Source organism: Polymorphospora sp. NPDC050346, from assembly GCF_040655695.1.
GTDB lineage: Bacteria > Actinomycetota > Actinomycetes > Mycobacteriales > Micromonosporaceae > Polymorphospora > Polymorphospora lycopeni.
In genome coordinates, this window is the sequence record NZ_JBFAKM010000011.1 from 1 (window position 1) to 19,516 (window position 19,516).

Sequence of the window (19,516 nt, forward strand, 5' to 3'; positions counted from 1 at the left end):
AACGCCGCCGACGTCATGATGTCCAGATTCCCGGCATACGCCGGCAGGTAGTGCCCGGCCCCGGACACCTCCAGGAACACCGACACCTGCACCCCGGCGAACGCCGTTCCCAGAGCCGGCACGTAGGCGTCGACCTCGTCGAACTGCACCGTCTGCTTGAGTCGGTAGCCGGGAACGTACTCGGCAACGGTGGCGACCATCGCCTCCACCGACGCGGCGATCGCATCCCGGTCCACGTCCCGGTCCGGGCACAGGCAGTAGACGGTGTCACGCATCAACAGCGGCGGATCAGCCGGGTTCAGCACGATGATCGCCTTACCCGCCCGGGCACCACCAACGACCTCGATCGCCCGCGCCGTCGTCTCGGTGAACTCGTCGATGTTCGCCCGCGTCCCCGGCCCCGCCGACCTCGACGCGATCGACGCCACGATCTCCGCATACGCCACCGGCGTGACCCGACCGACCGCGGCGACGATCGGGACGGTCGCCTGACCACCACACGTCACCATGTTCACATTCGGCTCGGACAGATGCTCGTCCAGATTCACCGGCGGCACCACATACGGCCCGACCGCGGCCGGCGTCAGATCCACCACCAGACGGCCATGCTCACGCAACAACTCCGCGTGCCGCTTGTGCGCACCCGCCGACGTCGCGTCAAACACCACCTGCACGTCCGCGAACTCCGGCATCCCGAGCAGCCCGTCGATACCCTCAGCCGTCGTCGCGACACCCAGACGTCGCGCACGGGCCAGACCGTCGGAGTCGGGGTCGATACCGACCATCGCGACCATCCGCAACGACTCCGACAACCGCAACACCTTGATCATCAGATCGGTACCGATGTTCCCCGACCCGATCACCGCCACACCCGTGGTCATGACGTCTCCTCGCTTAGTCCACGGCCGGCACAGTCCACACCGGGCCAGCCGATCCGGTCACCCCGTCCGCCCATCACGACCCTCCCGAGAAGCAGACCCGCACCGAACCCACGCCGGAGATCCGCGCCTCATACGCCGCCCCAGGCGTGACCGACACCATCGGCCCCAACGCCCCGGACAACACCACATCACCGGCTGCGAGCGGGCTACCCGCGACGGCCAGCGTCTGCGCCAACCAGGCAACCGCGTGCACCGGATTCCCCAGACACGCGGCGCCGGCGCCGACCGAGACCGGCTCGCCAGCATGTTCGAGAACCATCCCGGCCACCCGAAGGTCGACGTCCGACAGACGCCGGGGCTGATTACCGAGCACAAACAGACCCGACGACGCGTTGTCCGCGACCGTGTCCACGATCGAGATGTCCCAACCCGCGATCCGCGAATCCACGACCTCGATCGCCGGAAGAATGTGATCCGTCGCCCGAACCACGTCGGCGACCGTCACCCGCTCGAACGGCAGACCGGAACCGAGGACGAACGCGACCTCCGCCTCCACCCTCGGTTGGATCAACCCGCCGAGGTCAACCTCGCCGCCGTCCGGGACCGCCATGTCAGCGAACAACACCCCAAAGTCGGGCTGGAACACCCCGAACGCCTGCTGCACCACCGGCGACGTCAAACCGATCTTCGCCCCGACCCGACGACGACCAGCCGCCAGCCACTCGGTGACCTGCGCCTGCTGCACGGCGTATGCCGCATCGACATCACCGACCGGCAGAACCGCCTCCCGCAACGGAGGCACGGGAGTCCCGGTCTCGTAAGCGCCCCGAAGCAACGCCGCAGCATCATCCACAAAGGTCATGACAGATCCACACACACGTTCGTCAGCTCCGAATAGAAGTCCAGGGAATGGGTGCCGCCCTCACGACCCACACCAGACGCCTTCACCCCGCCGAACGGCGTCCGCAGATCCCGCAGGAACCACGTGTTCACCCACACGATCCCCGCCTCCAAACGCGCACCAGCCCGATGCGCCCGACCCACATCCCGCGTCCACACCGTCCCGGCAAGCCCGTACTCACTGTCATTGGCCAGAGCGAACGCCTCGTCCTCATCGTCGAACGGCGCGACGTGGCATACGGGTCCGAACACCTCCTCACGGTTCACCCGCGCATCCGGGCCAAGCCCGGTCAACACCGTCGGCCGCACATACGCGCCACCATCACGCCCGTCACCGAACTCGGGCACCCCACCACCAGCCAGGACCGTCGCCCCCTCGGCTCGGGCCAGGTCGTAATAACCGAGGACCTTCTCCCGATGCTTGTGCGAAATCAACGGCATGTTCACCGTCGCCTCGTCAGCCGGCCAGCCGAAACTCAACTCATCCGCCCGCTTCGCCAACCGCGACACGAACTCCTCGAACACCGGCCGCTGCACGAACAACCGCTCCGTGCACAGACACACCTGACCACCGTTGGTGAACGACGACCGCACCGAACCCTCGACAGCGGCATCCAGATCAGCGTCCGCGAAAACCAGGCCGGCGTTCTTACCGCCCAACTCGAACGACACCGCCTTCACACCATCCGCCGCCGCCCGCATGATCGCCCCACCAGTCGCCGACTCCCCCGTGAACGTGATCGCATCCACCCCCGGATGCCGGGTCAAAAACTCCCCCGCCGACCCCGGCCCGAACCCATGCACCACATTGAAAACACCGTCAGGAACCCCCGCCGCCGCCATCACCTCGGCCAACAACGTCGCCGACGACGGCGTCTCCTCCGACGGCTTCACAATCACCGCATTCCCGCAGGCAAGGGCCGGCGCCACCTTCCACGTCAACAGCAACAGCGGCAGATTCCACGGCACGATCACCGCCACAACCCCGACCGGCTTACGCACGGCGTAGTTCAAAGCCCGACCACCGGATGGGGTCACGGTCGTGAACGACTCCGTCGGCGTGGTGGACACGATCTCCGCGAACGCGCGGAAGTTCGCCGCACCACGAGGAATGTCGAGACTCCGCGCCTGCGAAATCGACTTACCGGTGTCCCCAACCTCCGCCGCCACCAGATCATCGAACCGACGCTCCAACTCGTCGGCGACCCGGTACAACACCGCCGCCCGCTCCCGCTCACCCATCCGACCCCACGGCCCCCGCAACGCCGACCGCGCCGCACCCACCGCCGCGTCCACCGTGGACTGATCTGCCTCGGCGACCTCGAAGATGGTCTGGCCGGTGACCGGGGAGACCTTCGGGAACCGGTTGCCGGTGTCGACGAACTCGCCGCCGACGTAGTTGCGTAGCAGGCCGGGCTGGCCGGACGGCCGCCCCGACATCAGTTCGGGATGCCAGAGGTTCACGCCTCCCCCTCTCCGGTGCCAGACAGCCGGCGCCGGCTGGTGCCGATGGCCCGCTTCGTGACGGCGGCACCCAGCGCCCCGATCAGGAGCGCCGCCGCCCCGGCCACCGCCGCGCCGAGCACCCGGTGCTGGGTGCGGACCCGTCGCTGCACCTGGGCGTACGGCGTGGTGGAGAACGAGACCATCTCGTAGCGGGAGACGTAGCGGCCGGGCAGCGCCTTCTCGAGGGCGTGCTCGATCTTGCGCCCGTACTGGAAGACCGGTGAGGCGACCTTGTCGCGCATCTCGACGAAGTTGGCGAGGGCCATCTGGGCGATCGCCTCGGTGTCGTCGCGCCGGCGCTCATCGAACAGCGGCAGGGCGCGGGCCCAGTCGTCGCCGGTGTCGTCGAGGCAGCGGTCGAGCACGACGACGTCCTCGAAGGCGCAGTTGGCGCCCTGGCCGTAGAATGGGACGATGGCGTGCGCGGCGTCGCCGAGCAGTGCGACCCGGCCGCCGGCGTGCCAGGGGCCGCACCGTACGGTGCCGAGCAGGCCGACCGGGTTGTGCTGGTAGTCGTCGACCAGGTTCGGGGCGATCGGCGGCAGGTCCGGGTAGTGGGTGGCGAAGTGCCGTTCGATGGCTGCCGGGCTGGACAGCGACGCGAAGCTGCCGGTGCCGCCGGTGGGCCAGAACAGGGTGCAGGTGAACGACCGGTCCGGGTTGGGCAGGGCGATCATCATCGAGGTGCCGCGCGGCCAGATGTGCAGCGCGCCCGGGTCGAGGGCGAAGTCGCCGTCGACCGGCGGGATGGTGAGTTCCTTGTAGCCGTAGTCGAGGAAGTCGAGGCTCTCGGTGAGCAGGTCGTGGGCGAGCAGTTGCCCGCGTACGGCGGAACCGGCGCCGTCGGTGCCGATCACGACGTCGGCGTCGGCGTGGGCTTCGCCGTCCGGGGTCTGGTAGGTCATCGCGCCGGTCGCCGGGTCGAGGCCGACGAGCCGGTGCGAGAAAACGATCTCGACGCCGTCGGCGGCCTGCGCGGCATCGAGAAGGGCGTTGTTGAGCGCGCCACGGCTGATCGAGTTGATGGCGCGGTCGCCGCCGGCGCTGTAGAGCTGGAGGTCGAGCGGCCCGGCGATCGGGTGGATCATGCGGCCGCGCATCGGGAGCGCGTCGGCCATCACCTGCTTGTCGAGGTCGATGCGGCGCAGCGCGTCGAGTCCGCGCTCGGAGAGCGCCAGGTTGATCGAGCGCCCGCGTTCGGCGGTGCCGCTGCGCGGGTCGGGGCGCCGCTCGTAGACGGTGACCCGGTGGCCGCGCCGGGCCAGGTAGCAGGCGAGCAGGCAGCCGGCCAGTCCCGCGCCGACGACCGCGACCCGCGATCGACTAGTCACGTCCCAACTCCTTCACCGTCGCGGCGAGGGCCTGCGCGGCCCGCCAACAGTCGTGGTAGGTCGAGTAGAGCGGCACCGGCGCGAACCGGACGACGTCGGGTTCGCGGGCGTCGGCGATCACGCCGTGTTCGTGCCGGAGCCGCCGGGTCAGGTCGGAGGCGCTGCCGTCGCCGGTGCGTACCGACAGCTGGCAGCCGCGCCGGGCCGGGTCGCGCGGGGTGATCACGGTGAGCGGCCGGTTCGCGGTGACCTCGTCGAGCAGTTCCTCGAGGTAGCCGGTGAGGCGCAGGCTGCGTTCGCGCAGGGCGGGCATGCCGACCCGGTCGAAGATCTCCAGCGAGGTGCGTACCGGCCCCATCGCATAGATCGGCGGGTTGGAGATCTGCCAGGCGTCGGCGGTCGCCGGCGGCCGGGACACCGGGGTCATCTCGAACCGGGTCGCCGGCTCGGTGCTCCACCAGCCCTCGAAGCGGGGCAGGTCGGCGCCGTGGTGGCGTTCGTGGACGAACGCGCCGGCGAGTGCGCCCGGGCCGGAGTTCAGGTATTTGTAGGAGCACCAGGCGGCGAAGTCGACGTCCCAGTCGTGCAGCTTCAGCGACACGTTGCCGGCGGCGTGCGCGAGATCCCAGCCGACGACGGCACCGGCGGCCCGGCCGGCGGCCGTGATCGTCTCGATGTCCATCAGTTCGCCGGTGAGGTAGTTGACACCGCCGAGCAGCACCAGCGCCACCCGGTCGCCCTCGTCGCGCAGGTAGGCCAGCACGTCCTCGGTGCGCAGGTTCTCCTCGCCGGGGCGCGGACGCAGCCGTACGACGGTCTCGTCGGGGTCGAGGCCGTGGAACACGGCCTGGCTGCGCACGGCGTAGCTGTCGGACGGGAAGGCGGTGTCCTCGATGACGATCCGGGTGCGGGTGCCCGAGGGGCGGTAGAACGAGACCATCAGCAGGTGCAGGTTGACGGTCAGCGAGTTCATCACGACCGCCTCGGAGGGCAGGGCGCCGACCAGCCGGGCCGCGGTCCCGGTCAGGAACTCGTGGTACGGCAGCCACGGCCGGCCCGCCTCGAGGTGCCCCTCCACGCCGAGCCGGGCCCAGTCGCCGAGATCGTCGAGCAGGTCGGGGACGGTCGCGCGCGGTTGCAGGCCGAGTGAGTTGCCGGCGAAGTAGGCGACCTCGGCGTAGCGGCCGCCGTCGGCGGGTGGGACGTGGAACAGTTCGCGGTGGCCGGGGTCGGCGGCGTCACGCCGGTAGGCGTCCTCTTCGCTGCGCTCGCTCATGACGTCCACTCGCTACGCTCGCGGCCGCCATGAGACAACCTGAGCCGACTGATTCGCTCACTGCGCTCGCTCATGTTGTTCTCTCCGGTCACATGGAGGTCCGGGCGGACCAGATCTCGGGGAAGACCACGCGGGCCATGCTGCGCTGCAACCATGTCACGCCGGCCGAGCCGCCGCTGCCGACCTTGGCGCCCATGGTGCGCTGGACGGCCTTGAGGTGCCGGTAACGCCAGTCGCCGAACTGTTCGGCGACCTCGGTCAGCGCTTCGCCGAGCATCCGCAGGTGGTTGTCGGGGGTGTTCTGCTCGTAGACGCGTACCCAGGCCTGTTCGACGGCCGGGTGCGCCTCGTGCTCCTGCGCGGTGTCCCGATCAAGGAGTGCCTGCGGGATCGCGTGCCCGCGGCGGGCGAGTACGGCGATGACGTCGTCCCAGAGGCTCGGGGCCTCGAGGGTCTCGACGAGTTCGGCGTACACCTCGGCCTGCCGGCGGAACGGGCGGACCAGTGACGGGGTCTTCAGGCCGAGCAGGAACTCCAGGTGCCGGTACATCGCCGACTGGAAGCCGGAGCCCTCGCCGAGCAGGTCGCGGAAGCGGTTGAAGTCGGCGGGCGTCATCCAGCGCAGCGTCTGCCAGGAGGCGTTGAGTCCCTCGAGGTGCAGGGCGGCGCGGCGCAGCGGGGCGAGCGCGCCCCAGACGTCGTCGGCGCGCAGCAGCCGCTGGGTCTCGAGCAGCTCGAAGCGGGTGAGGCCGAAGTAGAGCTCCATGATCTGGCTGACCATGAGGAAGGACATCTCGCCCGGGTCCTTGCTCAACGTCTGCTGGAGGCTGTGCAGGGTGCTGGCATGCACGTACGCGTCGTACGGCACGCGGTCGGTGAACTCGACCGTCGGCTCGCCGGCGTTGGCCGCGGCGCGCCGCTCACGTTCGTCGGCAGTCGCCGGCCGTACGGCCGGGGCGGACGGGTCGGCCGGGCGTACGTCCGGCTCGGCCAGTTCGGTGCTCTTCATGCGCTGCGTCCCTCCCTCGCGCTGAGTTACCCCATGATCTCCTTGATCAGGGTGAATCTTGAAGACCGGATGAACGGTGTTCACGCTGCTAGACCTCTGGATCAGGAGCTAGATTGAGGTACTGACTTAACGAAGGAAAAGTGAACGTGGACGAGATGGATTGGGCGCTCCTCGGGGAGCTGCAGCGCGATGCCCGGCTCTCCTTCAGCGAGCTGTCACGCAGGGTGCACCTGTCGCCGCCGGCGGTGGCCGAGCGGATCCGCCGGCTGGAGGAATCCGGGGTGATCGGCGGCTACCACGCGCACGTCGATCTGCCCCGGGCCGGCTGGTCGGTGGTGGCCATGATCCGGATGTCCTGCTACGGGGCGCACTGCATCCTGCGCGACCCGGAGGTGGCGAAGTGGCCGGAGATCCTGGAGATCCACCGGATCACCGGCGACGCGTGCAGCCTGTTGAAGGTGGCGGCCGGTTCGATGGAGCACTTCGAGCGGGTGATCGACCGGTTGGCGCCGTACGGCCAGCCGTCGAGCACGATGGTGCTGTCGACGCCGCTCGGCTGGCGCCCGGTGACCCGGGCCGAGCCGCCCGAGGCGTGACCGGGCGGCGGCCCGCTACGGCTGCGGCTCGCCGCTGACGGTCACCTCGACGGCGACGACGCCGCCCGCCGCGTCGAGTTCGGCGTGGACGGGGAAGAAGCCGTCGCCGACCGACGTCATCGCGAACATGACGCGGGCGCCGCCGACGTCGATGGTCGCGGCCTCGTGCTCGGACACCTGGACGCCGGCCATCACCTGCCAGTGGTGCGAGTGCGGGCGGAAGTCGTAGGCGAACCGGGGACCGCCCGGCCGGTTGCGCAGTTCGTCCAGTTCCACCGCCCTGGCGTGGGCCTCGCCGACCGGCAGGTCGAGCCAGCCGTACACGTCGTCACCGGGTGTCCCGGTGGACGGCGCGCCGAGTTCGGCGGCGACGGTGGTCTTGTCCCGGCCCCAGAACACGATGTCGGCGCGGCCGTCGATCGGGTCGTCGTGTGTCCAGGCGTTCAACGCGTCCGCGTCGGCGAACGCGAACCGGGCGCAGTCGACGCCGATCGGGCCGAGCGGCCGGGTCTCCGCGGCCCGGGCCGTGGAGACCTCGATACGTATCCGGCACCAGCCCCACTCGTCGGGTGTCGCGGTCACCGGCAACGGGCGGTCGACGGGCAGGCCACCCACGACGACGACCGGTACCCCGCTCATCAGGAAGTCGGAGTCTCCCCCGGCGACGGCCCGCCGGACCCGGTCACGGTGCGCGACCCGGCGCGGGAATCGGCGCAGCGCGGCGTCGAGGCCGTGTTCGCGGCAGTGGCCCGCGAACATGTCGGCGAACTCCTGCGTGGCGGGCAGCGGAATGTCGTAGAGCGTGCGGCCGGACTGGCGGTCGAACGACCGGGCGACGGCCGCGAGCACCTTTCGGAGCGTTGACACAGTTCCGCTGGGAGGTCGGCCAGGTTGTCTACATTGTTCGGCAGCCGGGCAGCCACCCGGTGGTCCCTTGCGCAGCGAACCGGACCGGCATCCGCTGACCAGCCTTTCCCGAGACCGGCGAGGTGAGTGCACATGTCCGTTACCGACGTCGACCGGTACGTCGACGCGAACCCGTTCGGCGACGCCGCGTTCCCGGTCACCCCCGCCCAGGCCGTCTTCCTCGACGACATCGCGTCGCCGTCCGGTCCCGACCACGCCGACCACGTCCTCCACGTGGAACTGACCCGGCGGATCGCGCCGGCGCGGGTGGCCACGGCGGTGCGGCGGACGATGCTGCGGCACGACGGTCTCCGGCTGCGCCTGGCCCACGACGGCTCGCGGTGGTGGCAGAGCTGCGCCGATCCGGGCGACCCCCCGTTCGAGAGCCACGACCTGTCCGGTGTCGGCGACGACGAGGTGGAGCCGGCGGTGGCGGCGGTCGCGGCCGGTGCCCGGACCTCCCACACCGCCCCGGTACGCGTCGAGCACCTGCGGCTGGGCGGCGGCCGCCGGGACCGGATGCTCGTCATCTGCAACCCGCTGGTCGTCGACGAACTGTCCCTGGCGCTGGTGTTGGACGACCTCCAGGGGTGGCTGGACGGCAACGGGCCGGCGGCACCCACCGCTCCGTACCAGATCTGGGCGGCGGCCCTGGACCGGTACGCGTCGGAGGCGGCACTGGCCGAGCAGGTCCCGTTCTGGCTGGCCCAGCGGCGGCGCGAGTCGGTGCCGGTCGACCGGTCGGAGGGGGCCGGCTCGACCGGACCACGGGCAGTGCTCACCGCGACACTGTCCAGGGCGGCGGCCGACGCCGTGGCACGGGCCGCCGGCGCGGCCGGGCTCGATCTCGCCGATCTGCTGCTGGCCGCCGTGGCCGCGACGGTGGCGCGCTGGCAGGGCGGTGCACACTGCACGCTCGCGGTGGCGTCGCCGGGCCGGCGGTCTCCGGTACCGGGGATCGACGTCAGCCGGACCATCGGCCGGTTCGAGTTCTGCTATCCGCTGCGCCTGCACGTCGACCCGGGTCTGACCGGTCTGTCGGCGGCGGCCGAGGTGCGCCGCCAGGTGGCGGCCGTACCGCTCGACGGTCTCGGGTACGGCCTGCTGCTGCGTACCCGGGGCGACGAACGGCTGGCCGACGTCGCCGCGCCGCAGGTCAGCTTCAGCTATCTGGCGGGATCCGACGCGACCCGTCCGGCGGGCCTGCTGGTGCCGGTCGCCGGGTCGGCCGGACCGGAGCCCGCGCCGGCCGGTGCCCGGCCGCACCTGCTGGATGTCGCGGCGGGATTCGTCGACGGCGCCGTCCGGTTCGCGATCCACTACGACCCGGCGGTCCACGACGCGTCGACGGTCGGGCGGCTGCTCGACGAGATCGGGGCACGGCTGCGCGGCGAGGCCGTCGAGGCGGGCTGACGCCACAGGGGTGGTCGGCCACCGGGGACGCTCCACCGCCGACCGGCGGGCCGGTGGCGCCGGGTGTCGCCACGACCCGGCCGGCAGGGGTGACCGGTGCCGGCCGCCGGCCGGATCCGGATGACCGGAGGGTCGGTTGTGACCGACTCGGCCATACCCTCACGCAGGTCAAGTTCGATAGGATCGAACAAGACTAGCCCGGGCTGCCCCCGCCCGCGCCGGCCTTTCCAGGAGGACCCGTGCACACATCGGAACGCCACACCCGGCAGGACGACGCCCGACCGGATCTGGTCGGCGCACGGATGCGGCGGTTCCGCACCGAACGGGGCCTGACCCTGCGCGGCCTGGCCGCCCGGTCCGGCCTGTCGATCGGCTTCCTGTCGCAGGTCGAGCGGGGTGTCTCATCGATCGGGCTGACCGCGCTGAACAGTGTGGCGGCGGCCCTCGACCGGCCGGTCGCGGAGTTCTTCGACGACGGTCCGGCCCCCGCCGAGGAGGTGCCGTCGGCCCGGCTGCCCACCCATTTCACGCTGACCCGGGCGGCGAGCGGCGCCACCGAATACGTCTCCGGCCAGCAGACCTACCGGATGCTGTCGGACCGGGGCCCCAACCTGGTGCTGGAGCCGATGCTGGTGCACATCGCGCCCGGTGGCCGGCGGGACGAGGCGTACGGGCACGGTGGTGAGGAGTTCGCCTACGTGGTCAGCGGCGAGCTGCTTTACGAGGTCGACGGGGTGGAGCACCGGCTGCACCCGGGGGACAGCCTGCATCTGCGGTCGAACGCGCCGCACCGGCTCTACAACGACACCGACAAGGTGACGACGGTCGTCTCGGTGGTCACGCCGCGGCTGTTCTGATCGCCGTGTTCACTCACACGTAACAGGGCGGGAGCGCTCCTACGGGTTCAGGCGGCGGTCGAGTTCGGCCGCCGCGGCCCGCCACACGTACGCCCCCGGGTCGATGACCGAGAAGTGGTCGCCGGGGTGTTCGAGGTGGACCACCTCGTCGCCGGCGGCCCGCGCGGAGGCGACGTACCGGCGGTTGAAGTCGCGCAGGTCGAGGTCGTCGGCGTGGCCCTGGACGACGAGTTGCGGCACGCCGACCGGTAGCCGGGCCATCGGGTCGGCGGCCGCGTAGACCGCCGGCAGGTCGTCGTGCCGGCCGCCGAGCGCGCCGGCGACGGCGCCCGAGCCGATGTCGCGGCGGTCGCCCTCGGCGAGGTCGAGCACCCCGGCCAGCGAGACGACCAGCGCGGGGCGCCGGGTGTCGGCGGCGACCCGCAGCGCGAGTTGGGCGCCGGCCGAGTGTCCGATGACCGCGATCCGGTCGAGGTCGACCCTAAAGTTCAAGTCGAGGTTTAGGTTGAGGTCGAGGTTGAGGGTTGGCTCCCCGGCGTGGCCGGTCGCGGCCAGCCGGTCGAGGTCGGCCAGCGCGTCGAGGCCGGCGGCGACGTCGGCGGCGGTGGTGTCCCAGCCGTGCCGGTCCGGGCGGCGGTACTCCAGGTTCCACACCGCGTAGCCACGGCCGGCGAGGTCGATGGCGAGCGCGTCCATCAGGTCGGCGCCCCAGACGGACCGCCAGAAGCCGCCGTGCAGCAGCACCGCGACCGGTGCCGGCCCGGCACCCGTCGCCGACGGGTCATCCGAACCGGAGGCCGACCCGGCACCCGCCGGCAGTCGCAGGTCGCCCCACTGCTCGGGGTGCGGACCGTACGCGATCCGGATCGCCGGGTCGCGCCGCCGGTACACCGCGTGCCGGACCGCCCAGCCCAGGCCCCAGACGCCCCGGCCCCACAGGTGCGCCGAGCCGGCGGCGACCGGTGCCGGCCCGGTCACGGCCAGGTCGAACCAGACCGTACGGGCCGCGTGCGGTCCCTCGACGGCCATGAGCGCCCGTACGGCGGGATCGGGGCCGGGCAGTACGACGAGGACGGTCGACGGGTCGCGGCCGACGCTGTCGAGCGCGCGGCGCAGCCCGGTGGCGTCCGGGACGGTCAGGAACCGGCCGGCGACGCCCAGCGTGGTGAACTCGCCCTCGGCGACCTCGGTGAGCAGGTCCCGGTCGGCGACCAGGCCGGCCACCGCGACGACCAGCACGTACGGCGGGGCCGGCTGGTTGGCCGACGGCGCGGTCACGACCCGCTCCCCGGCCCGGTCGCGGCCGGGCGCGCCGACACCGGTTCGCGGCGCAGCAACGGCAGCACGGCCGAGCCGAGCAGGGCCACGCCCCGGTCGTCGGTCAGACCGTGCGGGGTGCCGAACTCGACCCGCCGCACCCCGGCGTCGATCAGGGTCTGTGCCTGCGCGGCGACCTGCTCCGGGGTGCCGGAGAAGGCGAAGAGGTCGAGCAGGTCGTCGGGGATCAGTCGGCCGGCCTCGGTGTCGGCGCCGGCGTCGACCAGTTCCTTGACCCGGGCCAGCAGGTCGGCGGGGATCTCCACGGTCGGGTCGAGGTCGGCGACGACCGCCAGGTACATCGCGACCTCGGTGCGCGCCTTCGCCCGGGCGGCGGCGCCGTCGGTGTCGACGACGGTGACCGCGCCGAGCACGATGCCGACGTCGTCGACGGAGCGGCCGGCGGCCTCGGCGCCGGTGCGTACCCGGTCGCGGATGACCCGCACCATCGCCGGGTTGGCGCTGCCGCCGACCTTGATCTCGCCGGCGATCCGGCCGGCGAGGGCGGCGCCGCGCGGCCCCCAGGCGCCGAGCAGCAGCGGCGGGTCGGTGCGGTGCACCGCGTACCGCAGGGCGGTGCCGGGGGCGAGCCGGAAGACCCGGCCCTCGAAGCCGGTGGTGTCGCCGCCGAGCAGCCGGTAGACGACCTGCGCGGCCTCCTCCAGGGCGGCCAGCGGGCGGGGCTGGTCGATGCCGACCGCGCCGAGCCAGGTGCCGCGGGCCAGGCCGAGGTAGGCCCGGCCGTGCGAGGCCAGGTCGAGCGCGGCGACCTGGCCGGCGATCTCGTACGGCGCCATCGAGTACGGGTTGAGGCAGGCGGTGCCGAGCCGGACCCGGGTGGTGGCCGCCGCCATCTCCAGCAGCGGGAAGATCGGCGGCTGGTACATCAGGTCACCGAAGACGGTGAGTACGTCGAAGCCGTCCTCCTCGGCGCGGCGGGCCAGCCGGGCGTAGTCGCCGGCCCGCTTGTCGCTCTGCAGGCCGAGCCCGATCTCGACGGGTGCCACGGGGTTCCTCCTTGGTGGACGGCGGCCGGACGGCGGTCCGCCGGGACGCTGCGGGTGGCCGGACGGCCGGCGGGACGTCGCGGCGCGGCCGGACGGCCGGCGGGGTTCAGGCCGGTGGGGTCCGGCCGGCGGGGATCAGGTCAGATCGGCGGAGTTCATCCGGCGCCGGCAGGTCCGCTCGACCCGCATGATCAGCCGCTCTTCCGGGTCGGGGCAGGCGAAGAGCGAGTCCTGGGCGAGCCAGTCGCCGGGCGGCACGTCACGCTGCTTGGCGGCCAGGAACGGCAGCACCGACGCGAGGGCGTACACGCAGAAGTGCTTGCCCTCGGGCAGCTTGAGGTGTGCGCTGTCGGTCAGGTCGAAGTGGTCGCCGACGTCCATGCCGCACACCGAGCGGCCCTCGATCCGGTCGACGGTGACCCGCAGGTCGTAGATGTCCATGTCGCCCTCGGTGGGCGTCCCGTCCTCGGTCATGGTCAGCTCCCTCCTACCTGGACAATGATTTTGCCGACGGTACGCCCGGCGGCAAGGTCGGACAGCGCCTGCGGCGCCTCGTGCAGTGGCACGACCCGGGTCACCGGCGGCCGGACCGCGCCGGCCGCGTGCAGGTCGAAGAGCTGGGCGTACGCGTCGCGGACCGCGTCGGGGCGCCGCCACGGGTACGTCGACCCCCACGACAGGCCGATCACGGTGGTGTTCGCGGCGGTCAGCCGCATCGGGTCGACCGGCGGCGGTGGCCCGCCGGCGGCGCCGATCACCACGATCCGCCCCTCGAACGCCAGGCAGTCGAGCGACCGGGTGAAGACGTCGCCGCCGACCGGGTCGAGTACGACGTCGACCCCGGTCCCCCGGGTCGCCTCCCGGACCTTTTCGACGAAGTCGGTGGCGTGGTAGTCGATGGCGAGGCTGGCGCCGTTCTCCCGGCAGCGGGCGACCTTCTCCGGGCCGCCGGCGGTGCAGATCACCCGGGCCCGGCGGGCGACGGCGAGCTGGGTGGCGGCGATGCCGACCCCGCCGGCACCGGCGTGCACCAGCACCAGGTCGCCGGCGCGTACCCCGGCGCGTTCCAGGGCGAACCACGCCGTCTGGTACGTCACCGGCAGGGCGGCGGCCTCGACCGGGCCGATCCCGGCCGGCCGGGGCACGGTCAGGCCGGCCTCGAGGGTGACCCGGTCGCCGAGCGCGCCGTGCGGCAGCGCCGGGCAGGCGAGCACGTCCTGGCCGAGCAGGTGGTCGGCGCCGGGGCCGGCGGCGACGACCCGGCCGGCGACCTCCACGCCCGGGGTGACGGGTGGGTCGGGGCGGACCGGATAGGTGCCCCGGCACAGCATCACGTCGAGGAAGTTGAGGCCGACGGTGTCCACGGCCAGGGTCACCTCGCCGGGGCCGGGCGGCGGGTCGTCGGGCACCTCCGCGACGGTGAGCACGTCGGCGGGCTCACCGTCGCGGAGGGCGACCAGTCGACGGATCATGCCGTGGCCGGCACGAGCAGTTCGGAGTGGTGGTGCACGATGCGCCAGCCGTCGTCGGTGCGCCGCAGCACGTCGGTGACCCGGCTGTGCTGGGCGGAGCCGTCCTTCGGTTCGGCGACCAGCACGTAGCGGGCGACGGCGGTGTCGTCCCAGACGTCGACACGCAGGTCGGTGGCGGCCAGGACGGCGAGGTTCGGGCGGGCGCCGGCGGCGTCGCGCCGGTCGCGGTACGAGTCGAGTTCGGCGCGGGTCCGCAGCGGCCCGGGCAGGTGGGTCTCCCAGGTGGTCACGTCGGCGTGCAGGTGGCTGTCGAAGCGCCGCCGGTCGCCGGCGAGGAACGCGTCGTACAGGTCGTCGATGCCGGCCCGGATCAGGTCGGCGTCGGCCCCGCCGCGGTCTTCGGTTTCGGTGCTCACTGTGCGCTCCATCCCGACCGGTCGTCGCGGACGACGCGGCCACCCTTCATGACCCAGCGGATGCCACGGAACGCCGACGTCTCGGCGGTCGGGTCGGCGTCCATCGCGACCAGGTCGGCGTACTTGCCGGTCTCCACCGTGCCGAGGTCGGCCTCGGCGCCGAGCCAGCGGATCGGGCCGAGGGTGCCGGCGTACAGCGCGCGGGCCGGGCCGATGCCGCCCTCGGACATGTATTCGAGTTCGCGTACCGAGGCGTTGGTTCCCTCGAAGTGCCAGAACGGCGGCATGTCGCTGCCGAGCAGCACCTCGACGCCGGCTTCCAGCGCCATCGCGTAGCTCTCCAGGTGCCGTGGTCCGGCGCCGAGCGACCGGCACTGCATCCACTCCGGCACGCCGAGTTCGTCGAAGAACTCCTTGCAGCGGGTGACCAGCAGGGTCGGCACCAGGGCGGTGCCGCGCTCGGCCATCCGGGCGACGACCTCGGGGGTGAGCTGGTAGCCGTGCTCGACGCAGTCGAGGCCCAGTTCGACGGCCTCGGCGATGACCGGCGCCGGCCCGGCGTGGGCGGTGACCCGCCGGCCCCAGGCGTGCGCGGTGTCGATGACGGCGCGCAGCTCGTCGGTGAACAGCTGCCGGGTGTGGATCGACTCGTGCTCGCCGGCGATGCCGCCGGAGATCATCACCTTGATCAGGTCGGCGCCGGCCTTGACCTGGCTGCGTACGCCGCGCCGGAAGCCGTCCGCGCCGTCGCACTCCATGGTGTCGCCGCTCTCGTGGCCGTGGCCGCCGGTGCAGACCAGGGCCCGGCCGGCGGTGAAGATCCGGGGGCCGACGACGCGGCCGGCGGTGATCGCGCGGCGCAGGGCGAAGTCGGCGTGGTCCTTCTCGGCCACGCAGCGGACCGTCGTCACTCCGCACATGAGGGTGCGGCGGGCGCCGTCGGCCATGTAGAACGCCAGTTCGTGCGGGCTCATCCCCTTGACGCCGTCGCCGCCGCTGCCGGGCAGCGACAGCGACAGGTGGGTGTGCATGTTGGTCAGGCCCGGCGTGACGTACGCGCCGTCGAGGTCGACGCGCGTGAACCCGCCCTGCTCGCCGGCCTGGGCGAGCACCTCGTCGCGCGGGCCGACGGCGGCGATCCGGTCGTCGCGTACCCAGACGGCCGCGTCGGGCAGCGGGCCGACGCCGTCGACGATCCGGCCGTCGACGACGGTGCAGTTCACCAGTACGGCCGACGCCGCAACTTTCTCTTCACTCACGGGTAGTCCTCGAATCCGTAGATCTGGCGGGCGGCGGCGGGGGTGACGTAGCCCTCGGCGATGTCGTGGCGGATCGCGGCGACGTCGCGGTCGGCCGGGTCGCCGTGCCCACCGCCGCCGGCGGTCAGCAGCGTGATCCGGTCCCCCGCCTCGACCCGGGTCCGCTTCGTCGACACCCGCGCCTCCCGATCCGTACCCGGAAACACGACCACCTGGTTCGGGTCCGGCTCCAGGCCACCGTCGAGCGCCCACGGCCGGCTGCGGGTCTTCTTGATCACCGACAGGAACTCGCCCGGCGTCACGAACCGGATGTCCCGCCGCAGCCCCGATCCGCCCCGGAACCGGCCCGCCCCGCCGGAGTCGGCGCGGATCTCGACCCGTTCGAAGAACATCCCGGTCTTGGCTTCGAGGACCTCGACCGGGGTGTTGCGGGCCTGGGTCTGGCACAGGTGGTTGACCGGGCCGATGCCGTCATGGTCGGGGCTGGCGCCCCAGCCGACCGCGTCGTTGTTGCTGACCGCGAACATCTGCCCGGTGTCGGGGTGGATGCCGACCATCATGAACCCGGGCACGTCACCGCCGGACGACGCCGGCAGCCGGTCCGGCATGCCCTGGGCGAGGGCCTTGTAGATGAGTTCGAGGGCGACGGTGCCGGTCCACTGGGTGAAGGTCGCCGCCGGGTAGACGGCGTGGAACAGGGTGCCGGGCTCGGCGCGTACCGAAAGGGCGGCGAAGTGGCCGGCGTTGGTCTGCTCGGTCGGGGTGGTCACCGCCTTGAACGCGACCCGGGCGGTCGCGATCGTCGCGCCGAGCGGCAGGTTCACCGGGCCGGGTACGGCCGGCGACGAGCCGGCGAAGTCGACGGTGAACCGGCCGTCGGCGACGGTCACGGTGACCTGCATCCGGATCGGTTCGTCGCTGATGCCGTCGTCGTCGAGCCAGTCGACGGCGGTCCACGAGCCCTGCGGCAGGGCGGCGACCGCCTCGGCGGTGGACGCCTCGGCGGCCGCGACGACGGTGTCGACGACCGCATCGACGGTCTCGCGCCCGTAGCGGGTGTAGACGTCGATCAGCCGGCGTTCGCCGGTGCGCAGCGCCGCGACCTGGGCGTGCAGGTCGCCGATGACCAGGTCCGGCATCCGGGAGTTGAACCGGATCAGTTCCACGATCTCGTGGGCCGGCTCGCCGCGCCGGAAGACCTTGGTGCCCGGGAAGATGATGCCTTCCTGGTGCATGTCGGTGGAGTCCAGCACGTAGCCGGGGTCCTTGGCGCCGAGGTCCATCCAGTGCGCGCGGACGCAGAGGAAGCCGATCAGCGTGCCGTCGCCGTCCGGGTCGGGCAGGAACACCGGCGAGAACAGGGTCGCGTCGTACGAGTGCGCCGCGTTCCAGTACGGGTAGTTGAGCAGCACCACGTCGCCGGGTTCGAGGTTGTCGACGCCGACGTACTCGACACCCTTGCCGATCGAGTAGTCGTTGGCGCCGAGGAACCGGCTCAGGCCGGTCGACTCGGCGACCAGCCGCAGGTCGGCGTCGTAGATGGAGATGCCGAAGTCGTAGACCTCGTAGATGACCGGGTTGAAGGCGGTGCGGACCAGGGCGGCCCGCATCTCCTCGGCGGCCGACACGAGATAGCTGCGGACCACCTCCACCGTCGCGCCGTCGGGCTCACCCATCGGTCACCCCGTAGACGTCGCGGGCGGCGGCCGGGCTGACGTAGCCCTCGGCGACGTCGAGGCGTACGGCGTCGGGGTCGCGGTCGCGGGGGTCGCCGTGCCCGCCCCCACCGGCGGTCAACAGCGTGATCCGGTCCCCCACCTCGACCCGGGTCCGCTTCGTCGACACCCGCGCCTCCCGGTCCGTACCCGGGAACACGACCACCTGGTTCGGGTCCGGCTCCAGGCCGCCGTCCAGTGCCCACGGCCGGCTGCGGGTCTTCTTGATCACCGACAGGAACTCGCCCGGTGTCACGAACCGGATGTCGCGCCGCAGGCCCGCGCCGCCACGGAACCGGCCCGCGCCGCCGGAGTCGGTGCGGAACTCCATCCGTTCGAAGAACATCCCGGTACGCGCCTCCAGCACCTCGACCGGGGTGATCCGGCCGGTGCTGCCGGAGACGTGGGTGGCGGCGTTCATGCCGTCGTGGTCGGTGGTGGCGCCCCAGCCGACCGGGTCGTTGTTGCTGACCGCGAACATCGCCCCGGTGTCGGGGTGGATGCCGACCATCATGAACCCGGGTACGTCACCGCCGGACGACGCCGGCAGCAGTTCCGGCATGCCCTGGGCGAGCGCCTTGAGGATCAGTTCGACCGCGACGATGCCGGTCCACAGGGTGAACGTCGGCTGCGGGTAGACGGCGTGGAAGAGCGTGCCGGGCTCGGCGAGCACCTTCAGCGGGGCGACCGTGCCGGCGTTCGACGGTTGGTCCGGCGAGGTCAGCGACTTCAGGATCACCTTGCAGATCGCCTCGGTGGCGCCGTACGGCATGTTGATCGGGCCGGCGGTCGCCGGCGCGGAGCCGGCGAAGTCGACGGTGAACTCGCCGTCGGCGATGGTGACGGTGACCCGCATCTTCACCGGGTCCTCGGTGATGCCGTCGTCGTCGACCCAGTCCTCGGCGGTCCAGGTGCCCTGCGGCAGCGCGGCCAGGGCGGCCCGGCTCCGGGCCTCGCCGTCGGCGATCATCGCGTCGATGGCGGCGTCGACGGTGGGCCGGCCGAACTTGGCCAGGATCTCCAGGTAGCGGCGTTCGCCGGTACGCAGCGCGGCGATCTGGGCGTGCAGGTCGCCGAGCACCTCGGCCGGCATCCGGGAGTTGAACCGGATCAGCTCGTGGATCTCGTGGACCGGCACCCCCTTCGACACCACCTTGGTGCCCGGGAAGATCAGCCCCTCCTGGTGCATGTCGGTGGAGTCCAGGACGTAGCCGGGGTCCTTGGCGCCGAGGTCCATCCAGTGCGCGCGCACGCAGAGGAAGCCGACGAGGGTGCCGTCGGCGTCCGGGTCGGCCGGGTCGGGCTGGAAGACCGGGGCGAACAGGGTCGCGTCGGAGGCGTGCGCCGCGTTCCAGTACGGGAAGTTGAGCAGCACCACGTCGCCGCGGTGCAGGTTGTCGAGGCCGACGTACTCGACGCCCTTGCGCAGCGAGAAGTCGTTGGCGCCGAGGAAGAAGGTGAGCCCGGTCGCCTCGGCGACCAGCCGCAGGCCGGCGTCGTACATCGACATGCCGAAGTCGTGGACCTCGTAGATGACCGGGTTGAACGAGGTGCGGATCAGGGTGGCCCGCATCTCCTCGGCCGCCGACAGCAGGTAGCTGCGGACGACCTCTACCGTCGCACCGTCCAACGTGGTCATGCGCCTACCTCGCTTC

At 72.1% G+C, this 19,516-nt stretch carries 18 protein-coding genes; 3 read left to right on the top strand and 15 right to left on the bottom strand.

Going from position 1 to position 19,516, the window contains the following annotated elements; genetic code table 11:
• The 6 genes from AB0I42_RS13575 to AB0I42_RS13600 form a co-directional block, all read right to left on the bottom strand.
• Positions 1–881: acetaldehyde dehydrogenase (acetylating) (locus AB0I42_RS13575; protein ID WP_357537165.1), on the bottom strand; the 881-nt coding region annotated here is incomplete at its 3' end.
• Between the two features lie 73 nt (positions 882–954).
• Positions 955–1,743, bottom strand: a complete 789-nt coding sequence (locus tag AB0I42_RS13580) for a fumarylacetoacetate hydrolase family protein (protein WP_357537167.1) — start codon at positions 1,741–1,743, stop codon at positions 955–957.
• Positions 1,740–3,221, bottom strand: coding sequence for a 2-hydroxymuconic semialdehyde dehydrogenase (locus tag AB0I42_RS13585; RefSeq protein ID WP_357537501.1), 1,482 nt, complete (start codon positions 3,219–3,221; stop codon positions 1,740–1,742). The genes AB0I42_RS13580 and AB0I42_RS13585 overlap by 4 nt, the downstream gene beginning before the upstream one ends.
• 20 nt (positions 3,222–3,241) lie before the next feature.
• A complete protein-coding gene (locus AB0I42_RS13590; protein ID WP_357537169.1) occupies positions 3,242–4,618 on the bottom strand; it encodes an NAD(P)/FAD-dependent oxidoreductase in 1,377 nt (458 codons plus the stop codon).
• Positions 4,611–5,894 (bottom strand): kynureninase, encoded by a 1,284-nt coding sequence (gene kynU / locus AB0I42_RS13595; RefSeq protein ID WP_357537170.1) that lies wholly within the window; start codon positions 5,892–5,894, stop codon positions 4,611–4,613. Before kynU ends, AB0I42_RS13590 begins: the two co-directional genes overlap by 8 nt.
• Before the next feature lie 88 nt (positions 5,895–5,982).
• Entirely contained in the window at positions 5,983–6,903 is a 921-nt protein-coding gene (locus AB0I42_RS13600; protein ID WP_357537172.1) for a tryptophan 2,3-dioxygenase family protein, read from the bottom strand.
• 146 nt (positions 6,904–7,049) lie between these two features.
• On the opposite strand from AB0I42_RS13600, the gene AB0I42_RS13605 reads away from it, so the two are divergent.
• A complete protein-coding gene (locus AB0I42_RS13605; RefSeq protein WP_357537174.1) occupies positions 7,050–7,499 on the top strand; it encodes an Lrp/AsnC family transcriptional regulator in 450 nt (149 codons plus the stop codon).
• A gap of 15 nt (positions 7,500–7,514) precedes the next feature.
• Here the strand turns inward: AB0I42_RS13605 and AB0I42_RS13610 are convergent, their stop codons facing one another.
• Positions 7,515–8,366 carry a hypothetical protein gene (locus AB0I42_RS13610; protein ID WP_357537176.1) on the bottom strand — a complete coding sequence of 284 codons (852 nt, stop codon included), beginning with the start codon at positions 8,364–8,366 and terminating at the stop codon, positions 7,515–7,517.
• A 132-nt stretch (positions 8,367–8,498) separates the two neighbouring features.
• On the opposite strand from AB0I42_RS13610, the gene AB0I42_RS13615 reads away from it, so the two are divergent.
• Positions 8,499–9,818: a condensation domain-containing protein gene (locus AB0I42_RS13615; RefSeq protein ID WP_357537177.1), complete on the top strand. Its 1,320-nt coding sequence runs from the start codon at positions 8,499–8,501 to the stop codon at positions 9,816–9,818.
• A gap of 239 nt (positions 9,819–10,057) precedes the next feature.
• Complete coding sequence (locus AB0I42_RS13620; protein ID WP_357537179.1) at positions 10,058–10,675, top strand: cupin domain-containing protein; 618 nt, start codon at positions 10,058–10,060, stop codon at positions 10,673–10,675.
• A gap of 39 nt (positions 10,676–10,714) precedes the next feature.
• On the opposite strand, the gene AB0I42_RS13625 is transcribed toward AB0I42_RS13620, so the two are convergent.
• The 8 genes from AB0I42_RS13625 to AB0I42_RS13660 form a co-directional block, all read right to left on the bottom strand.
• On the bottom strand, positions 10,715–11,953 hold the full coding sequence (locus tag AB0I42_RS13625; RefSeq protein WP_357537181.1) for an alpha/beta hydrolase: 1,239 nt from the start codon (positions 11,951–11,953) through the stop codon (positions 10,715–10,717).
• Positions 11,950–12,999, bottom strand: coding sequence for an LLM class flavin-dependent oxidoreductase (locus AB0I42_RS13630; protein WP_357537183.1), 1,050 nt, complete (start codon positions 12,997–12,999; stop codon positions 11,950–11,952). The genes AB0I42_RS13625 and AB0I42_RS13630 overlap by 4 nt, the downstream gene beginning before the upstream one ends.
• 135 nt (positions 13,000–13,134) lie before the next feature.
• Positions 13,135–13,473 (bottom strand): TIGR04076 family protein, encoded by a 339-nt coding sequence (locus AB0I42_RS13635; RefSeq protein ID WP_357537184.1) that lies wholly within the window; start codon positions 13,471–13,473, stop codon positions 13,135–13,137.
• A 2-nt stretch (positions 13,474–13,475) separates the two neighbouring features.
• Positions 13,476–14,471 (bottom strand): NADPH:quinone oxidoreductase family protein, encoded by a 996-nt coding sequence (locus tag AB0I42_RS13640; protein WP_357537186.1) that lies wholly within the window; start codon positions 14,469–14,471, stop codon positions 13,476–13,478.
• Complete coding sequence (locus tag AB0I42_RS13645; protein ID WP_357537188.1) at positions 14,468–14,887, bottom strand: nuclear transport factor 2 family protein; 420 nt, start codon at positions 14,885–14,887, stop codon at positions 14,468–14,470. The genes AB0I42_RS13640 and AB0I42_RS13645 overlap by 4 nt, the downstream gene beginning before the upstream one ends.
• Positions 14,884–16,146 (bottom strand): amidohydrolase family protein, encoded by a 1,263-nt coding sequence (locus AB0I42_RS13650; RefSeq protein WP_357537190.1) that lies wholly within the window; start codon positions 16,144–16,146, stop codon positions 14,884–14,886. The genes AB0I42_RS13645 and AB0I42_RS13650 overlap by 4 nt, the downstream gene beginning before the upstream one ends.
• Positions 16,143–17,822, bottom strand: coding sequence for a hydantoinase B/oxoprolinase family protein (locus tag AB0I42_RS13655; RefSeq protein WP_357537192.1), 1,680 nt, complete (start codon positions 17,820–17,822; stop codon positions 16,143–16,145). The genes AB0I42_RS13650 and AB0I42_RS13655 overlap by 4 nt, the downstream gene beginning before the upstream one ends.
• The gene (locus AB0I42_RS13660; protein ID WP_357537194.1) at positions 17,815–19,500 is read right to left on the bottom strand and encodes a hydantoinase B/oxoprolinase family protein; all 1,686 of its coding nucleotides are present in this window, start codon (positions 19,498–19,500) and stop codon (positions 17,815–17,817) included. Before AB0I42_RS13660 ends, AB0I42_RS13655 begins: the two co-directional genes overlap by 8 nt.
• Positions 19,501–19,516 lie beyond the last annotated feature (16 nt).